This is a genomic window from Nocardia sp. NPDC056100, assembly GCF_042266325.1.
Lineage (GTDB): Bacteria > Actinomycetota > Actinomycetes > Mycobacteriales > Mycobacteriaceae > Nocardia.
The window spans coordinates 2,106,648-2,122,545 of the sequence record NZ_JBHJVY010000001.1 but is presented as its reverse complement, the minus strand read 5'-3'; the positions used below and the strand labels follow the sequence as shown (position 1 = coordinate 2,122,545).

Sequence of the window (15,898 nt, the reverse complement as noted above, 5' to 3'; positions counted from 1 at the left end):
CGGACGGGTCGGAGCCCGGGCCGCGAATTCGACACGGTTGCTCGAACGCGATGAGTGACGGTCGTCACAGCGGAATAGAGGTGTCGGCCAGCCGGTCCGGATCGACCGCCTCGCCGCCCAGGATCAATTCCTTGATCCGGTCGCCCGCATCCCAGATATTCACGTTCATCCCGGCGAGCACCCGATTACCGGAGTCCAGCCAGAAGGCGATGAATTCGCGCTTGCCGAGATCGCCGCGCACCACCACGCGCGCGGTCTGCTTGGCGGTCGCGTAGCCGGTGTACTCCATGCCGAGGTCGTATTGATCGGTGAAGAAGTACGGCAGCCGGTCGTAGACGGCGTCCTTGCCGAGCATGGTCGCCGCCGCCACCGCGGGCTGATTGAGCGCATTTGCCCAGTGCTCCACCCGAATTCGGCGTTCCAGCACCGGATGCTGTTGATCGGCGATGTCCCCGACGGCGACGATATCGGGATCGCTGGTGGCCAGGCTCTCATCCACCAGGACGCCCTCGCCGGTGGCCAGTCCGGCATCGACCGCGAGTTCGATATTGGGTCGCGCGCCCACCGCGATCAGCACCGCGTCGGCGGGGATGACGGTGTCATCGGCGAGGCGGACCCCGGTCGCGCGCCCGTCGGCGACGGTGATCTCGGCGACCTTGGTCGCGACGCGCAGATCGACACCGTGCTCGCGATGCAGATCCGCGAAAACCTGCCCCATCTCCGGCCCGAGCGCGGTCTGCAATGGCACGTCCAGCGATTCCAGCACCGTCACCTCCAGCCCGGCAGTGCGGGCGGCGGCGGTGACTTCCAGCCCGATCCAGCCCGCCCCGATCACCACGAGTCGGCCGGCGGCACCGAACATTTCGAGGATCGCCTCGGAGTCCTCGGCGGTGCGCAGCGTGTACACCCCGGCCGCATCGGCTCCCGGTATCGGCAGCTTGCGCGGCCGGGATCCGGTGGCCAGCGCCAATTTGTCGTAGGTGATCGTCGTATGATCCGGCAGCGTAATGGTTTTCGTCGCCCGATCCACCCCGGTCACGGTGGTGCCGAGCAGCACCTCGACGTGATGATCGCGATACCACTGCGACTGTTCCACGATCGCGTCCGCAGGTGTTTTCTTACCCAGCAGGCAGTCCTTGGACAGCGGCGGCCGCTCGTACGGTAATCGCTCCTCCGCGCAGACGAGGGTGATCGTCCCGTCGAAATCATTGGCGCGCAAGGCCGCCGCGAGCTTGGCCGCTGCCAGCCCACCACCTGCGATGACAAACCTGGATGCCGTGGTCATGTGTGACCTTCCTGCGCCGCCCATCCGCGGCTGCCGACGACGAAGGCTGATATTCCGACCCTAACCCGCAGAACATGCCCCTCGGCGGAAATATCGGTAAGAAGGTGCATTGTTGCCCATAGTGGCGGCCATGCCCGGCCGACGAATGCGAAAGGGATTACTCGTGAGTGACACCAACAAGGACCGGGTCGACTTCTGGTTCGATCCGCTGTGCCCGTGGTGCTGGATCACCTCCCGCTGGATCCTCGAGGTCGAGCAGGTCCGCGATATCGATGTGAACTTCCACGTGATGAGCCTGTCGGTGCTCAACGAGGGCCGCGACGGCCTGCCGGAGCAGTACAAGGAATTGCTCGCGACCGGGTGGGGCCCGGTGCGCGTGGCCATCGCCGCCGCCGCGAAGAACGGTGACGAGGTGCTGCCCGCGCTCTACACCGCGATGGGCACCCGCCTGCACAATCGCCGCGCCGAATACGAGACGGACGGCCCGCGCGAGGACCTGCTCACCAAGGTGATCGCGGAATCGCTGGCCGAGGTGGGCCTGCCCGCCGAGCTGGCCGAGGCGGCCACCAGCACCGAATACGACGAGGCGCTGCGCGTCTCGCACCACGCCGGTATGGACAAGGTCGGGCCGGATGTCGGCACGCCGACCATCCACATCAACGGGGTCGCCTTCTTCGGGCCGGTGCTGTCGCGGATTCCGCGCGGTGAGGTCGCGGGCAAGGTGTGGGACGGCGCGGTCGCGCTGGCGTCCTACCCGCACTTCTTCGAGATCAAGCGCACCCGCACCGAGGATCCGCAGTTCGACTGATTTTCGCATCGGGCCGCCGGAATACGAAGGGCCCGCCGGAAACGGCGGGCCCTTGGCGTCGCTACTGCTCGAAATAGGTTGTGGCGGAACCATATCCGGTCGGTGGCGGCGGCTGCTGCTGCGGATAGCCGCCGTACGGTGCGGGCGGTTGCGCGAGCGCGGGCGGGGCGGGCCGCAGGAACAACTTGCCGTGTCTGCTGCGATCGCGCAGCGCCCACATGCGCCAGGTCAGCACCGGATGGCTGGACAGCGCGTTCACCACCCAGACGAAGAAACCCTTCTCCTGCGGTGCGCGATCGGCCATCTCGTCGAATCCGACAATGGCATTGAGGTATTTGCCGCCCGCGAGCGTCTGCATCGCGCCGGGCGCGCCCAGATGCCGATTGCAGTAGCCGTGATTATCGGCCGTGTACTCCTGCGCGCGAATCAGCGAATTGCCCAGGATCGGCAGGAACGGTCCCAGGAACATGCCCAGCTGCCGCCAATAGGAGACATGCCCCGCCGCGATATGCCCGACCTCGTGGCCGATGATGAACGCCAAAGCGTCGGGTTGCCGTGCCGCACCGCCGATTTCGAACAGATCGCTGTACACCACCACGTAGCGGCGGAAACCGTGACCGGAGGCGAACGCGTTGATCTGACCATTGCCGAGCACCACGTACGCGTCCGGAACCGTCTGCATTCCGAAACGCGCGGCGGCCTCCTGCACCATCCGATAACCCTCGGGGAACTGCGTCGGCGACATTTTCACGCCGTTCACCCGCTGCGTCGCGTAATTCACACCGCGGCCGAACCACAGCAGCGGCGGCGCGAACGTGAACAGCAGCACATATTGATTCAGGCTGCCGGTCAGCAACAGCAGCAGCGCGAACATATACGCGAGCACGGTCAGCACGACCACGACCGCCAGCAGCGGAATCTCCCAGCTGTGCCGGGCGGGCATACCGAATGGGGACAGCCCGCGGGTCGGCTGATGCGGGGGGACCTGCGGCGGTGAATAGCCGGGCTGGGCAACCCATCCCGGCGGGCCGACCTGCGGATTCCATCCGGTCATCCCCGTGACCGGATTCCACCCCGGATGGCTCCCCGTGACCGGATTCCCCTGCTCGGCGTTCGGCGGCTGCGACTGATCGTCGGACGTCATGAGCAAACTCTATGCGGACGGGGGAGCCGGGCGCAGGAACAGCTTCCCGTGACGGCTGCGATCGCGCAGCGCCCACATCCGCCAGGTGTTCACCGGATGACTGGCCTGCAAGTTGGTGAGCCAGACGAAGAATCCGGTTTCGGTGAAGGCGCGGTCCGCCATTTCGTCGAATCCGACCATCACACCGAGGTATTTGCCCGCGGACAGCGTGGTCATCGCGCCGGACGCGCCCAGGAAGCAATAGCTGTAGCCGTGATTATCGGCCGTGTACTCCTGCGCGCGGCTCAGCGCCGGACCGAGCACGGGCACGAATTGCATGAGTATGGTGCCGAATTGCCGCCAATACGAGGTGTGGCCCGCCGCGATATGACCGACCTCGTGACCGATCACGAAGGCCAGCGCCTCGGGTTGCCGTGCCGCACCGCCGATTTCGAACAGATCGCTGTTGACGACCACGAAACGCCGGAAACCGTGACCGGCCGCGAAGGCATTGAGTTGCCCATTGCCCAGCACCACATAGGCATCCGGGACCTTCTTCATACCGAATCGTGTCGCCGCCTCCTGCACCATGCGATACGCGTCCGGGAATTGTGTCGGCGACATCTTCACCCCCGACACCCGCGCCGAACCCCACTGCGAACCGCGCAGGAACCACACCAGAATCGGCGCGAACGCCAGAATCGACAGGTACAGATTGTCGGTACCGCGGCTCACCTCGAAAACCGCGTAGGGATAGGCGAATACGGTCAGCACCACGACCAGCACCAGCAGCGGGATCTCCCAGCTGTGCCGGGCGGGCAACCCGAATGGGGACAGCCCGCGCGTCTGCGGATCCATCGGCATGCGCGGCGGCAGCTGTTGCGGGCGCGTCTCATCCGGCGCGACCGGACCCCAGCCGGGCGGGCCGGTGGCCGGATCCCAGCCGGTCATCCCCGATACGGGATTCCAGGCCGGGCCGTTGACCGTGGTCCGGGCGGTCAAAGCGGGCATTCGTTCTTGGCGGTCATCGGACGGCATGGCGCACCTTCGCATCGGAGGCCGGAAAGTTGGCACCTGTTATTCGCGCTCCCGCTCACCCACCGTTAATGGCGGATCGGCGCTCCTGAGAGAATCCCTGCCATGCGCGTATACCTGGGTGCCGATCACGCCGGCTTCGAACTGAAGAACCACGTCAAGTCCCACCTGGAGGGCCAGGGCCACGAGGTCGTCGACTGCGGCGCCCTCGAGTACGACGCCCTCGACGACTACCCGGCCTTCTGCATCGAGGCCGCCCGCCGCACCGTCGCCGATCCCGGCAGCCTCGGCCTGGTCTTCGGTGGCTCCGGCAATGGCGAGCAGATCGCCGCCAACAAGGTCCCCGGCGCTCGCTGCGCCCTGGCCTGGAGCGTGGAAACCGCTCAGCTCGCCCGCCAGCACAACAACGCCCAGCTGATCGGCGTCGGCGGCCGCATGCACAGCACCGAGGAAGCCCTCGCCATCGTCGACGCCTTCCTGGCCGCCGAATGGTCCGATGAGGCCCGGCACCAGCGCCGCATCGACATCCTCGCCGAATACGAGAAGACCGGCGTCGCCCCCGCCGTTCCCGCGTACTGAGTTCCGCCACCCCGGAATAGGCCACGCCGCCGCGAACTCTCGTTCGCGGCGGCATTCCTGTTTTCCCCAGAGAGATCGGTGAGTTCGTGCCCGAAGGCCACACACTGCATCGCCTGGCAAAGCTGCACCAACAGCGCCTGGCCGGTGCACCCGTGCGGGTATCCAGCCCCCAGGGCCGCTTCGCCGCCGAGGCCGCCCGCCTCGACGGCCGCGTCCTCACCAGCGCCGAAGCCTGGGGCAAACACCTACTGCACCACTACGATTCGGGCCTCACCGTCCACATCCACCTGGGCCTCTACGGCAAATTCTACGAATCCCCGGTCCCCATGGGCGAACCCGTCGGCGAAGTCCGCCTGCGCATGTACGGCCCCGGCCGCAAAGACGCCCCCTACGGCATAGACCTGCGCGGCCCCAACACCTGCGAAATCCTCCTCGCCCCCGAAATCGACACCCTCACAGCCCGTCTCGGCCCCGACCCGCTCCGCGGTGACGCCGACCCGGACCGCGCATGGCACCGCATCAGTCGCTCCCAGCGCCCCATCGGCTCCCTCCTGATGGACCAGAAGGTCATCGCGGGCGTAGGCAACGTCTACCGCGCCGAAGTCCTCTTCCGCCACGGCATCTCACCGACGCGCCCCGGCAAACAGTTGACCCACGAAGAGTGGCAAGCGATCTGGACCGACCTTGTCGCCCTCATGAAGGTGGGCGTCAAACGCGGCGTAATGGTCGTAGTCCGCCCCGAAGACGACCACGGCGCACCGTCCTACTCCCCGGACCGCCCCCGCACGTATGTCTACCGCCGGGCGGGCGAACCCTGCCGGTTGTGCACCACCACGGTCCTGCACTCGGTCATGGAAGGCCGAAACCTGTTCTGGTGCCCCACCTGCCAGCCCAGCTGATCGCGTCTCTGCGGTTATTGCAGGCAGGGGGTGGTGGTGTCGGAGGCGGGGACGACCGTTGTCTGCACCGAGGTGGAAGGCGCGCGGAAGAAGCCGCTGCCTGTGCCCAGGTCGGTCAGCTTCGAGCTGCCGAGTTGGATCAATGTCACCGCGACTTCGGTTCGGTCACCGGAGAGGGTCAAGGTGTGGCGACCGGTTGTGGTTGGTGTCCAGTCGACTCGGCTGATGTGGTAGTCGCTCCAGTGGACAGGTATCGATACCCCATTGTCGGTGACTTCGATGACGTCCCTGCCCGGCGTGATAGTTGAGAGCCACAGCCGATAGGTCTGATTGACGTGGCATGGCGCGCCCTCCAGCGGGCCGGTGTGAATCTTCGTTTCGGAGGCTTGGGCCGATGGTGCGGCGATCACCATGCCGAGTGCGGCGATGGCGAAAGCTGTTGTGAGCGTGGACTTCATTGATCTCTCCCCGTGTAGATCCGGCGGCGCAAATCTAGCAGTTGTGAACTGAATGTGTTTCACATTTGAGTTGGAATCAGCGTGATTTCCACGGGGTGGAAAGGGCGTTGTCAGGGGTGGGGTGGGTTCGGAGAGTGGGTGGGCGTTGTTGGGCACTCATGGAGGCTGGAAGTTGACCGTCATTCGGCAGGTTGAAGGGGCGGGGGAGGTGTCCTCGCTGCGGCCGTTGTTGTTCACCGTTTATCTGCCCGCTACGGCGTATGGGATCGGGATGGGGGCGGCGGCTCCGGTGATGGCGTTGACGGCGTTGAGTTTGGGGGCCTCGCCCGCCGTGGCGGGACTGACCGTGGCGCTGGTGGGGTTGGGGCAGGTGCTGGGGGATATTCCGGCGGGGCAGGTGGTTTCGCGGCTGGGGGAGCGGCTTTCGATTGCTCTCGCGAGTTCCGCGGGGGTGCTCGGAGTGTTGGCGTGTCTGCTCGCACCGAGTGTGCCGGTGCTGTGTATGGGACTGGTGGTCGTCGGACTGTCCAATGCCGTATGGGGATTGGCTCGGATGAGTTATCTGTCGGAGGTGATTCCGTTCGAGCGGCGGGCGCGGGCCATGGCGTTGTTCGGCGGGGCAATGCGGCTGGGGAGTTTCCTCGGGCCGTTTCTCGGTGCGGCGGCGATTATCGGATTCGGTACGCGCGGTGGGTTCGTCGTTCAGTTGATCGCCATCGCGGTGGCCGGATATCTCATGACGAGGCTGCCTGATCCGCAGACCGCGAACTCCGGGATCGATAAGGTGGCGCCGCTTTCGCTGCTGAGCATCGGTCGTGCCCATCGCACGCTGCTGTTCACCCTGGGTGGCGGATCGCTGCTGATGGGTGCGGCGCGCTCGGCGCGTGATGCCATATTGCCTTTGTGGGCAGACCATCTCGGGGCGAGCGCCGCGACGGCCGCGCTCGTCTACGGGATCGGGGCGGGGTTGGACGTCCTATGTGCCTATCCCGCAGGGCATTTGATGGATCGCTTCGGCAGGCGATTCATCGCGGTGCCCTCGCTGGCCATTCTGGCGATCGGGTATCTGATTGTGCCGCTTGCCGATTCGATCGCCATTCTCACCGTGGCCGCGATCGTCATGGGAATCGGCAATGGCATCGGCAACGGCGTCATCATGACCATCGGCGCCGATGTCGCCCCGGCCGCCACCCGCGCCGAATTCCTGGCCGCCTGGCGATTGACCCACGACTGCGGCTTCTTCATAGGTCCACTGCTGGTCAGCGGCCTGGCCGCACTCGCACCACTCGCGGTCGCGGTGGTGACCCTGGGTGGCGTATCGGCCCTGGGCGCGGTGGCGATGGGCCGCTACATCCCCGTGTACATCCCGTGGCCGGGCCGGAATCAGTGCTCGCAGAGCGAGAATTCCCGCTCGTAGATCTCCTCGTTGTGTTCGTCGACGAAGAACTTCCGTTCCCGCATGAGTTCTTCGCGATAGCCCTCGGCCTCGGCCCGCGTCATGGTCGAGGTCGGTGACCCCGGTTGTTGCGGTGGCACATCGGAGGTCGAGGTGATCGTCACGGAGGGATCGACCAGGAAGAACGCCAGGATCTTGCGATGCCCCGGCCGGGTCGGATCCGCGAGTCGGAACGGTGCGACGCGATGCTGGAGGATATTCGGGAACGCCAGGCAGCGGCCCGTATTCGTCGATACCGATCCCAGCACCTGACTCATCGGATCCTCATCGCTGAGGCCGTAGACATCCTCCATACCGTTGCCGTCGTTCTGTTCGTATTCCGGATCGTCGATCGACGCGCGGAAACTCAACTGGCTCTCGGTGATGTTGTCGCTGTCCCAGTAGTAGATACCGGTCGAGACGATGCGCTCGTTCATCATCCCCTCGACATGCCAACTGCCACCGGCATATTCGGGGCTGTCCGGGGTGAGGTGAATCGTGGCGAGTTTGACGATGACCTGGAGTCGCCGCCCCCGCAGATCGACGCGAACGAAGTCGTCCGGTACGGCCGGTGGAGCGAATTCGGGAGCGTCCGGGATGACCGGACGACGGATATCCCACCATTCGTCACGCGCGGCATCCCAAGCGGCCCTGGCCTCTTCGTCGTTCGGATCCTCGGGCTCGACCGGCTTCCCCGGGGCATTGTCGTACCAGGTGTACGGATCGACCTCGATCCGCACCGGCCGCGGATACCGCAGATCGGTCAGCACATTCTCGAACAACGGCAGCAGCCGCGCGAACAGCACCGGCAGCACCGCGTCGAGTTCGCGATGAGCTACCGGATCCACATTGTTGACGTACGACGCGAACACCGCACCGCCATCGGAGTCGATATCGACATCGGTGGGCAACCACTGGAACTTCTCCGAATACGCGTACCGCGCAATATCTTTCCCCCGCTGCGGCCAGGCCGCCGCATCCACCCCGCTCACCCCGCGCACCAGGCAGAACAGCGACGGATGCACCAGATCCAGCACCTGCCCATTCGACCCCGGATGCCAATCCCGCTCCCCCTCGGGCACCTCCTCCAGCACCCGAACAGCCTCCCGCAGAGCATTTCTCAACTCATCGCCGATCAAGCCATCCGACTGCCACACCCCGTCGACCCCGGAAACCTCCACCCCCGTCCGCTCATCACGCAACGACGCGTAATACGCCAATTCCGCGACCACATAACGGATCTGAGCCGCGCTCAATCCCTGCTCCGCCGCCTCCCGAGCCCACCTCCCGACAATTTCGGCATCGCCCATCTTCACGAACCACTGCGCCTTGGCCCGAATCCCCGCACTGAACCGCATCATCGCCAGCTCCGACACCGCCCTCGCGGGCGCCACCGGCATCAAATGCGATTCCACGAAAGGCAATGGAAACCCGGATAGCTCGGTCATGGAAATCCCCCCGAAGTGCGATGGCTAACTAGCTGATATCCGCTGTCGAGACGGTCCGGGTGCGCAGTGCGACCAACCACCACAGTCCGAGTGCGAGCAGTGCGATGGTGGTGATGATGTAGATATCGCCGAAGATGCTTTGCCACCAGGACCATTTCAGTTCCTGATGTCGGCCGTTGGGCACGATGCCCGGGCCGATCAGGAAGGGGAGGGTGAAGGCGGCGGTGAGGGCGGCCGGGGCGCGGCCGGGTTGGGTGGTGGCCCAGGCGATGGCGGCCACTATCGCGGGGCCCGCCCAGATCCAGTGGTGGGTCCAGGAGACCGGTGAAATCAGCAGCAGGACGGCGGCATTCACCAGTAGGGCGGCTACGGAGTAGACGGTGAGTGCGGGCTGATCGGCGAGGGATTCGGCCTTGAAGAGGTAGTGCATGAGGATCGCGCCCGCGCCCACCACGACCAGGCCGGTGGCGAGCCAGGCGATGGTGGCCGCCGAATGCGTCAGGCCGAGGCGGAAGAACAGGCCCTTGATCGACTGGTTGCCGACGTAGTCGGGGGAGCCGATGCGGTTGGTGTCGGTGACCGCGTGGAACCAGTAGTCGCGGGATTCGCGCGGGAAGAGCAGGAAGCCGCCGAGTACGACCGCGATCGCGGTTGCCGCGGAGGTGGCCGCGGCCTTCCAATCCCGGCGCAGCAGGAAGTAGAGGATGAAGGCCGCCGGGGTCAGTTTGGTGACCGCGGCGATGCCGATGAGCACACCGCGCGGCCAGCGCGGTTTCTCGGTGAGGCAGTCCAGCGCGACCGCGGCCATCAATACGAGATTGATCTGCCCGAACCACAGTGTGGTGCGGACGGGTTCGATGGCCAGCAGCGCGAAGACCGCCGTCGTGGTCAGCGTGAATTTCGTGCGCACCGCCAGATCGGGGCGAATGCGCGAGAGCACCAGCCAGATCGTCACCCCGAGACAGGACAGCGAGCTCGCCGTCACCAGGATTTCCGCCAGCCACAGCGGCGTCACCGCCAGCGGAATCATCAGGATCGCGGCGGACGGCGGATAGGTGAACGGCAGATCGGTATGCCCCGCCACCGGCAGGGTCGGTCCGTACAGGGTGCTGCCGTGCAGCCAGGCGCGGGTGACGACCCGATACACCTGCAGATCCAGGAAGCCGTGCATGCGCGAGAACAGCATGGCGATGCCCACCGAGAGCAGAATTCCGATCGCGAACGGAACGCGCGGGATATTTCTCAGGTCATCGGACTTCGCTTTGCGCAGCACTCCCCGCTGCCCCGTCCGCATGGTGATCATTCGGCAGACACTAACCCTTCGGCCTTCGCATAAGTTGTCCGGATTGTATTGCGGGAGTAGCTAGTTGATGACCACGGATTCCCGCGCGATCCGGCCGCCCCAGTCCGCCAGGCGACCGCCAGGGGGACTGAACCAGGTCGCATAGAAGACCAGCGAAACTACGGCAAGCGAGCCCAGCACGGCAAACCCGGCCACCACCGGATACGCGGACATGGTCACCGGCAGGAAGCGATAGGACAGCAATAGCCCCGCGAACACCGTCACCCCGAGCGTGACGATCCGCACCCGGTACCGATTCCAGCCGCGATCGGGCTCCCGCAGCGCCGACTCCACCGTCAGGCACAGCACCGCGCCCGCCACCAGATCGCAGCCGTAGTGATAGCCGAAACCCAGGGTCGCCAGCAGCGTGCACACCAGCCAGGTCGCCCCCGCCCAGCGCAGCCAGCGCGGACCGCCGCGCGAATGAATGAAAAGCGCCGTCGCCCACGCGGTATGCATGGACGGCATGCAATTGCGCGCGGTGACGGTGTCGAACAGCAGCGGTTTCGGCATGGAGGTCAGTGCGGGCAGCACATGCGGCCAATCGCCGATTTGCAGACCGTTGCCCTCGGGTCCGTACGCGAACACCGGCCCGACCACGGGGAACAGCACATAGCCGAGCGGCCCGACCACGCCCAGCACCAGGAACGTCCGCAGCAGATTGTGCCGCGGCCACGGACTCGTCGTCACATTGCGCAGCTGCCACACCGCGATCGCCACCGCCGCCACCGGCAACTGGATATAGACGACATGCAGAATCCCGGACGGTATCGGACCGAGCGCGTCCAGCGCCCGCCCGACCAGCCACGCGGGCTCACCCAGCGCGTGATCGGCGAGCTGCACGTACTGATCCAGCACCCGCGGCCCGGCGATGACGCTGACCATCAGCCAGGTGTCGGCGACCTTCGAGGCCATGATGAGCAGCACACCGAACGCGATGGCGTGCAACGCCGTCCGTCGCCGCTGCCCGTCCCAGCGCGAGGCGGCGATCGCCAATCCGGTCAGTGCCAGCGTCGGCCCGGTCCCGATCGACACATGCCAGCCGCACAGCGCTTGCAGGCCCAGGGTCAACAGGTCCAGCACCGCCGCCGCAACCAGGCTGACCACCCGGATGCGCGCGGTCACGCCGACGCAGGCCAGTCCCAAACCCGCCCAGGAAACGAACGCCGACTGCGGATTCGCGAAATAGTCGTCGATCAGACTGTGCAGCGGTCCCAGCACCCCGTGATCGGAGGCCCACCACTGCGCGGCGATCAGCAATATCGCCGCAACGGCCACCCCGGCGGCAGGCAGCACCCGCGATCCCGCCCCGTTGCCGGACGACGACGGGCCGGAAATCTTCACCTCGTGGTCGACCAGCACCGTCAATCGATAACACAGGCCAAACGGAGGCACAACTTCCGGTTACCGCCAGACGTACAAGCGACCGACCAGCACCCGAGCGCGGTTCGGGGAGCGGGCTAGATGCCGCCGCCGTCGAAGCTGTCGAAACCACCGAAATCGCCGTAGTCGCCGAAATCACTGCCGCCGAGATCGGATCGCGGGTCCGCGAGGCCCGCATCGGTGAAGCCCGGATCGCCCGTGCCGTAGCCCTGGTCGCCGTACCCCGGATCGCCGTATCCCTGATCGGCGCCGCCCGAGTCGTAGCCCTGATCCCCGTTGTCTCCCGCGTCCAGCCCGGCCTGATAGCCGTCGCCGTATCCGCTCTCGAAGGCGGCCGCGTTGTAGTCCACCCCGGACATCCCGCTGAACAGCGCGTCGAACAGCAGTACCGAGCCGACGCCCCACGCGCCCGCGACAAGCGCTGTGCGCCACCAGGGTTCGGAGTACCAGCCCGCGGGGACCGGACGGCCCGCCACGCGTCCGCCCGGGTAGTAGTTCGGTGTCTGCGCGGAGGGATCGGCAGACGCCTCGATGCGGCGGCCGTCGAATTCCACGGTGCGATCCTCGGTGACCTTGCCCGCGCTGCGCTGACCGTCGAGTTCGGGGACATCGGGCCCCGGATCCATTTTCATGGCCGAACGGGCGGCACGGACGTAATAGAGGCCCTCCAGCGCGGTCTCCTTGGCGAGCCGGGCCTGCGCCGGCGTGGTGGCCTGCTCGATCTGGGAGCCGGCGGCGTTGAATCGTTCGCCCGCGTCGGCGAGCGCCTGTTTGGAGGGTTCGTCATTGCCGGTCAGGTTGTAGACCTGCCCGCCGAGGCGCTCGATGACGCGCCGGGCGTCGGCTTTCGCATCGGCGAGTTGGGTATTCGCGCGGGATCGCTGACCGCGGCTGACGATGAGCACCGCCAGCAGTACGACGATCAGCAGAACGAGTAGTACGACAACCGTAGCCACGCGAACCACCCTACGCGGCACCGATTGCTGTCCAGTTGCTATAACTCGCCGCACGTTCGTATGCGCAGCTCGGTCCGGTGCGCGCGGGCTACTCGGCCTCGCGACGCCGGGCATGAGAGGTGTCGATCACTCGCCACACGGCGGCGTGGACTGCCTCCGTCCCGGACGATCCGGACGGTGGCGAATTCGGCGCTGTTTCCCCCGCGCCGAGGCTCGTCCCCAGGTCGCTCAGCCCGCTACCGCGGCGAATCTGCCGGTGGTGGTTGCTGAGTCGACCTCCTCTGGGTCGAGCTCCGATATGGCGAATTGCCGCTTTCCTGCGGTTTTGGCGGAATACATGGCACGGTCGGCGCTGCGCAGCAGATCGGCGAAATCGCAGTCACGGCCGGGCGGGCAGAACGCGGTGCCGACACTGGCCGAGGCCGGTACCGGACCCGCCGCGGTGTGCACGGGTTCGCACAGCGCCGCCAGCACCCGCATGGCCAGCTCACCCAGGGCATTGCGGCGGGCGGGCAGCGCGACCACGAATTCGTCACCGCCATAGCGCGAGATGACCGTTTCGGCCGGGCACGCGGCGCGCAGTCGTTTGGCGATGGTGACGAGCACCTCATCGCCGACCGAATGCCCGTAGCCGTCATTGATCTGCTTGAAATCGTCGAGATCGATGAGCAGCAGGCCGATGCCGCGCGCGGGATCGGTGGCCATCACCCGTACCCGCTCCTTGAGCAGTGAGCGATTGGCCAGATCGGTCAGCGCGTCATGGGTGGCCTCGTGCCGCAGTCGCGTCTGCAGCGCCGCGATTTCCTGCACCCGCACCGACACCGCCTCGGACAGGCTGCGTTCCTGCTGTGCGAGCGCACGCTGCTGCAGCGCCTCGGCATAGCTGTCGATGGCCTGGCTGGCGATGAACGGCCAGCGGGTGGCGATCAGCGATCCCGGTTCGCCCGGTGCGAGCCCGAGCAGGGCGCGGCTGGCGGGTGCGAGCATGCGGGTGCGCTCGAACGGTGATTCGGCGAGCCGCCGCCCGATACTGCGGGCCGCGGGCACCGGAAACGGTTCGGACCCGGCCAGTTCCAATAGCTCACCGATGATGCGCCCGAAGATGCGTTCCACATCCTCGGGTTCGAGTGCGGGCACGGTGGAACCGGTTCCGCCGGGATGTACCGCCCGGACCCATTCCCGGATGGTGGCCGTCACGACGGCGGTGGTGCGGGCGTCGATGCGGATGGGCATGCGCGCTCACCCTGCGAACGTGACGTCTGGCCCGGCGTGGCCGGGACCGGTGCTGCCGGCGATGGTGCTGCTCGCGCCGGTGTTGCCCTTCGGATCGAACTCACTAACTCGCGGTTGGCATGTGTGGTGCACGCTCACCGCCCCCTTTCCAGATACCCCCGTCCGGACAAAAAGGATCCTAGCAAGCCACCCGGCATCGAAAACCCCTGTTTCAGAACGGGTTCCCGACACCTCGCGAATGGCGATCGGATGTGTGATCGTTCCTGGGAGCCAGGCGTTACACCCAATTTCCGCGAGTCTTCCCGACGCGCCGACGCTCCGCCCGACCGGCGGGAATATGCCCGTATCCAGCCCGATTGGCATTGGATGAGTGAGATTAGGTACAGTGCTCAACGCACGCACCGGCAGTCTCGGGGTGCACGCGGGTGTAGTTCAATGGTAGAACTTCAGCCTTCCAAGCTGATAGCGCGGGTTCGATTCCCGTCACCCGCTCTTCTCCCGTCTGGGAGCTTCGGCCCAGGCCGAACTGGTCACGGGGTGTAGCGCAGCTTGGTAGCGCATCCGCTTTGGGAGCGGAGGGTCGCAGGTTCAAATCCTGTCACCCCGACCATCTTTCGATTCCACCAGCGGTATCCGCCACAGCAGGGTGGTGCCTTGCGATTCCAGTCCGGGTGAGATTTCCAACACCCCGTTTCGGGCCGCCGCGCGTTCGGCTAGGTTGCGCAGTCCGCCGCGGTGGGGAGCGTCGCCGAGGCCGATTCCATTGTCCGCGACCGATACTCGCAATTCGCCCATATCGGCAGTGATCGTGATGTCTACCCGGGTTGCATCGGCGTGCCGGACGGCGTTGGAGAGGGATTCGCGCAGTACGGCCAGGAGTTCGTGCGCGGTTTCCGGATCGATGGCATCGAGTGCGCCGTACTGCCGCAGCGCCGGGGTGAAGCCGAGATGCCGCGCGGCGGAAGTGACCAGATCGGTTATCTCGCCGGGTAATCCGCCGGGAACGGGCGTGGGGGACTGGATGGAGAAGATCGTCGCGCGAATGTCCTGAATGGTGTCGTCCAGGGCGGAGATCAGGCGTTCCAGGCGTTCGGTGACCTCGGGGGCGGGATGCAGGCGCAGCGCGGCCTGAGCGGTCAGACCGGCGGCGTAGATACGTTGAATGACCGAATCGTGTAGATCGCGGGCGATGCGATCGCGATCCTCCATGACCGCGATCTTGATCGAATCCTCGTGGCGGCGAACGGCATCGCGTTGCACCTGTTCGAACATGCGGGCATTGGTGATCTTGACCGCCGCGACCACCGCCAACGCCTCGATAATGCGTTCGTCCTCCGCGGTGAAGATGCCCGCGCGGGTGTCGGCGAGATACAGATCGCCCAGCACGCGACCGCGAATGCGCACCGGCACACCGAGAAAGGCGCGCATGAGCGGATGCCCGGGCGGCCAGCCCTCGAAGGCGGGATGCGTGGTCAGATCGTCCAGCCGCACCGGTTGATCACCGGCGAGCACCACTCCGAGCAGGCCGCGGCCCTTGGGCCAGGAGGGCATGCGCCGCACGGTGTCCTCGTCCATACCGATCTGCACGAATTCGGCGAGGCGGCGCGGACCCGAGTCATCGGGTGCCAGCAAACCCAGCGCACCGTATTGCGCGCCGACCAGCCGGGTGGCGGCGGCGAGCAATTGCCGTAGTACGACAGCCACGTCGAGGTCGGTGACCACGGTGTAGATGGCTTCGACCAGATCGTGCAGGCGTTCGCTGGGCGCGGTCAATCCGCGCAGCTCCGCCGGAACCTGTCCTTGCTCCGCTGGAGTCATACCCACTGGATCGGTCGGCATACCGGAAGGTTACCCACGAGCTACTTCGGGACATTTGTCTCTGTCGGCGGGTGTCGGCTCCGGACAAGCATGGAA

14 protein-coding genes and 2 tRNA genes are annotated in these 15,898 nt (G+C 66.1%); 6 read left to right on the top strand and 10 right to left on the bottom strand.

Translation table 11 applies throughout. The features are described 5' to 3' along the window. Positions 1 to 64: 64 nt before the first annotated feature. Positions 65 to 1,285 (bottom strand): NAD(P)/FAD-dependent oxidoreductase, encoded by a 1,221-nt coding sequence (locus tag ACFC0O_RS09845; RefSeq protein WP_375955347.1) that lies wholly within the window; start codon positions 1,283 to 1,285, stop codon positions 65 to 67. 163 nt (positions 1,286 to 1,448) lie between these two features. Between ACFC0O_RS09845 and ACFC0O_RS09840 the strand changes: the two genes are divergently transcribed. Further along, positions 1,449 to 2,093, top strand: coding sequence for a DsbA family protein (locus tag ACFC0O_RS09840; protein WP_375955345.1), 645 nt, complete (start codon positions 1,449 to 1,451; stop codon positions 2,091 to 2,093). Between the two features lie 61 nt (positions 2,094 to 2,154). Here ACFC0O_RS09840 and ACFC0O_RS09835 read toward each other — a convergent pair whose 3' ends face one another. Together ACFC0O_RS09835 and ACFC0O_RS09830 are read right to left on the bottom strand one after the other, a co-directional pair. Further along, positions 2,155 to 3,147, bottom strand: a complete 993-nt coding sequence (locus tag ACFC0O_RS09835; protein WP_375956081.1) for a M48 family metallopeptidase — start codon at positions 3,145 to 3,147, stop codon at positions 2,155 to 2,157. A 99-nt stretch (positions 3,148 to 3,246) separates the two neighbouring features. Further along, a complete protein-coding gene (locus ACFC0O_RS09830; RefSeq protein ID WP_375956079.1) occupies positions 3,247 to 4,167 on the bottom strand; it encodes a M48 family metallopeptidase in 921 nt (306 codons plus the stop codon). Between the two features lie 189 nt (positions 4,168 to 4,356). Here ACFC0O_RS09830 and ACFC0O_RS09825 point away from each other — a divergent pair, with 189 nt between their 5' ends. Together ACFC0O_RS09825 and ACFC0O_RS09820 are read left to right on the top strand one after the other, a co-directional pair. Further along, complete coding sequence (locus tag ACFC0O_RS09825; RefSeq protein ID WP_364629447.1) at positions 4,357 to 4,830, top strand: ribose-5-phosphate isomerase; 474 nt, start codon at positions 4,357 to 4,359, stop codon at positions 4,828 to 4,830. Between the two features lie 86 nt (positions 4,831 to 4,916). Beyond that, entirely contained in the window at positions 4,917 to 5,729 is an 813-nt protein-coding gene (locus ACFC0O_RS09820; protein ID WP_375955343.1) for an Fpg/Nei family DNA glycosylase, read from the top strand. 14 nt (positions 5,730 to 5,743) lie between these two features. Here ACFC0O_RS09820 and ACFC0O_RS09815 read toward each other — a convergent pair whose 3' ends face one another. Then, positions 5,744 to 6,187 (bottom strand): hypothetical protein, encoded by a 444-nt coding sequence (locus ACFC0O_RS09815; protein ID WP_375955341.1) that lies wholly within the window; start codon positions 6,185 to 6,187, stop codon positions 5,744 to 5,746. Positions 6,188 to 6,359: 172 nt separating this feature from the next. On the opposite strand from ACFC0O_RS09815, the gene ACFC0O_RS09810 reads away from it, so the two are divergent. Beyond that, positions 6,360 to 7,604, top strand: a complete 1,245-nt coding sequence (locus tag ACFC0O_RS09810) for an MFS transporter (protein WP_375955339.1) — start codon at positions 6,360 to 6,362, stop codon at positions 7,602 to 7,604. Here ACFC0O_RS09810 and ACFC0O_RS09805 read toward each other — a convergent pair. The 5 genes from ACFC0O_RS09805 to ACFC0O_RS09785 form a co-directional block, all read right to left on the bottom strand. After that, positions 7,571 to 9,070, bottom strand: a complete 1,500-nt coding sequence (locus ACFC0O_RS09805) for a DUF4246 domain-containing protein (RefSeq protein WP_375955337.1) — start codon at positions 9,068 to 9,070, stop codon at positions 7,571 to 7,573. The two genes, ACFC0O_RS09810 and ACFC0O_RS09805, sit on opposite strands and share 34 nt — an antisense overlap. A gap of 28 nt (positions 9,071 to 9,098) precedes the next feature. Next, the gene (locus tag ACFC0O_RS09800; RefSeq protein WP_375955335.1) at positions 9,099 to 10,373 is read right to left on the bottom strand and encodes a glycosyltransferase family 87 protein; all 1,275 of its coding nucleotides are present in this window, start codon (positions 10,371 to 10,373) and stop codon (positions 9,099 to 9,101) included. Positions 10,374 to 10,433: 60 nt separating this feature from the next. Then, positions 10,434 to 11,708 (bottom strand): phosphatase PAP2 family protein, encoded by a 1,275-nt coding sequence (locus tag ACFC0O_RS09795; RefSeq protein ID WP_375956076.1) that lies wholly within the window; start codon positions 11,706 to 11,708, stop codon positions 10,434 to 10,436. Positions 11,709 to 11,872: 164 nt separating this feature from the next. Next, the gene (locus tag ACFC0O_RS09790) at positions 11,873 to 12,751 is read right to left on the bottom strand and encodes a DUF1542 domain-containing protein (RefSeq protein ID WP_375955333.1); all 879 of its coding nucleotides are present in this window, start codon (positions 12,749 to 12,751) and stop codon (positions 11,873 to 11,875) included. A gap of 228 nt (positions 12,752 to 12,979) precedes the next feature. Beyond that, the gene (locus tag ACFC0O_RS09785) at positions 12,980 to 13,984 is read right to left on the bottom strand and encodes a GGDEF domain-containing protein (RefSeq protein WP_364629462.1); all 1,005 of its coding nucleotides are present in this window, start codon (positions 13,982 to 13,984) and stop codon (positions 12,980 to 12,982) included. Between the two features lie 421 nt (positions 13,985 to 14,405). Here ACFC0O_RS09785 and ACFC0O_RS09780 point away from each other — a divergent pair. Both ACFC0O_RS09780 and ACFC0O_RS09775 read left to right on the top strand, forming a co-directional pair. After that, positions 14,406 to 14,476, top strand: a tRNA-Gly gene (locus ACFC0O_RS09780). A gap of 41 nt (positions 14,477 to 14,517) precedes the next feature. Continuing rightward, a tRNA-Pro gene (locus tag ACFC0O_RS09775) sits at positions 14,518 to 14,594 on the top strand. Here the strand turns inward: ACFC0O_RS09775 and ACFC0O_RS09770 are convergent. Beyond that, the gene (locus ACFC0O_RS09770; RefSeq protein WP_375955331.1) at positions 14,573 to 15,823 is read right to left on the bottom strand and encodes a GAF domain-containing protein; all 1,251 of its coding nucleotides are present in this window, start codon (positions 15,821 to 15,823) and stop codon (positions 14,573 to 14,575) included. The genes ACFC0O_RS09775 and ACFC0O_RS09770 overlap by 22 nt on opposite strands. Positions 15,824 to 15,898: the final 75 nt, after the last annotated feature.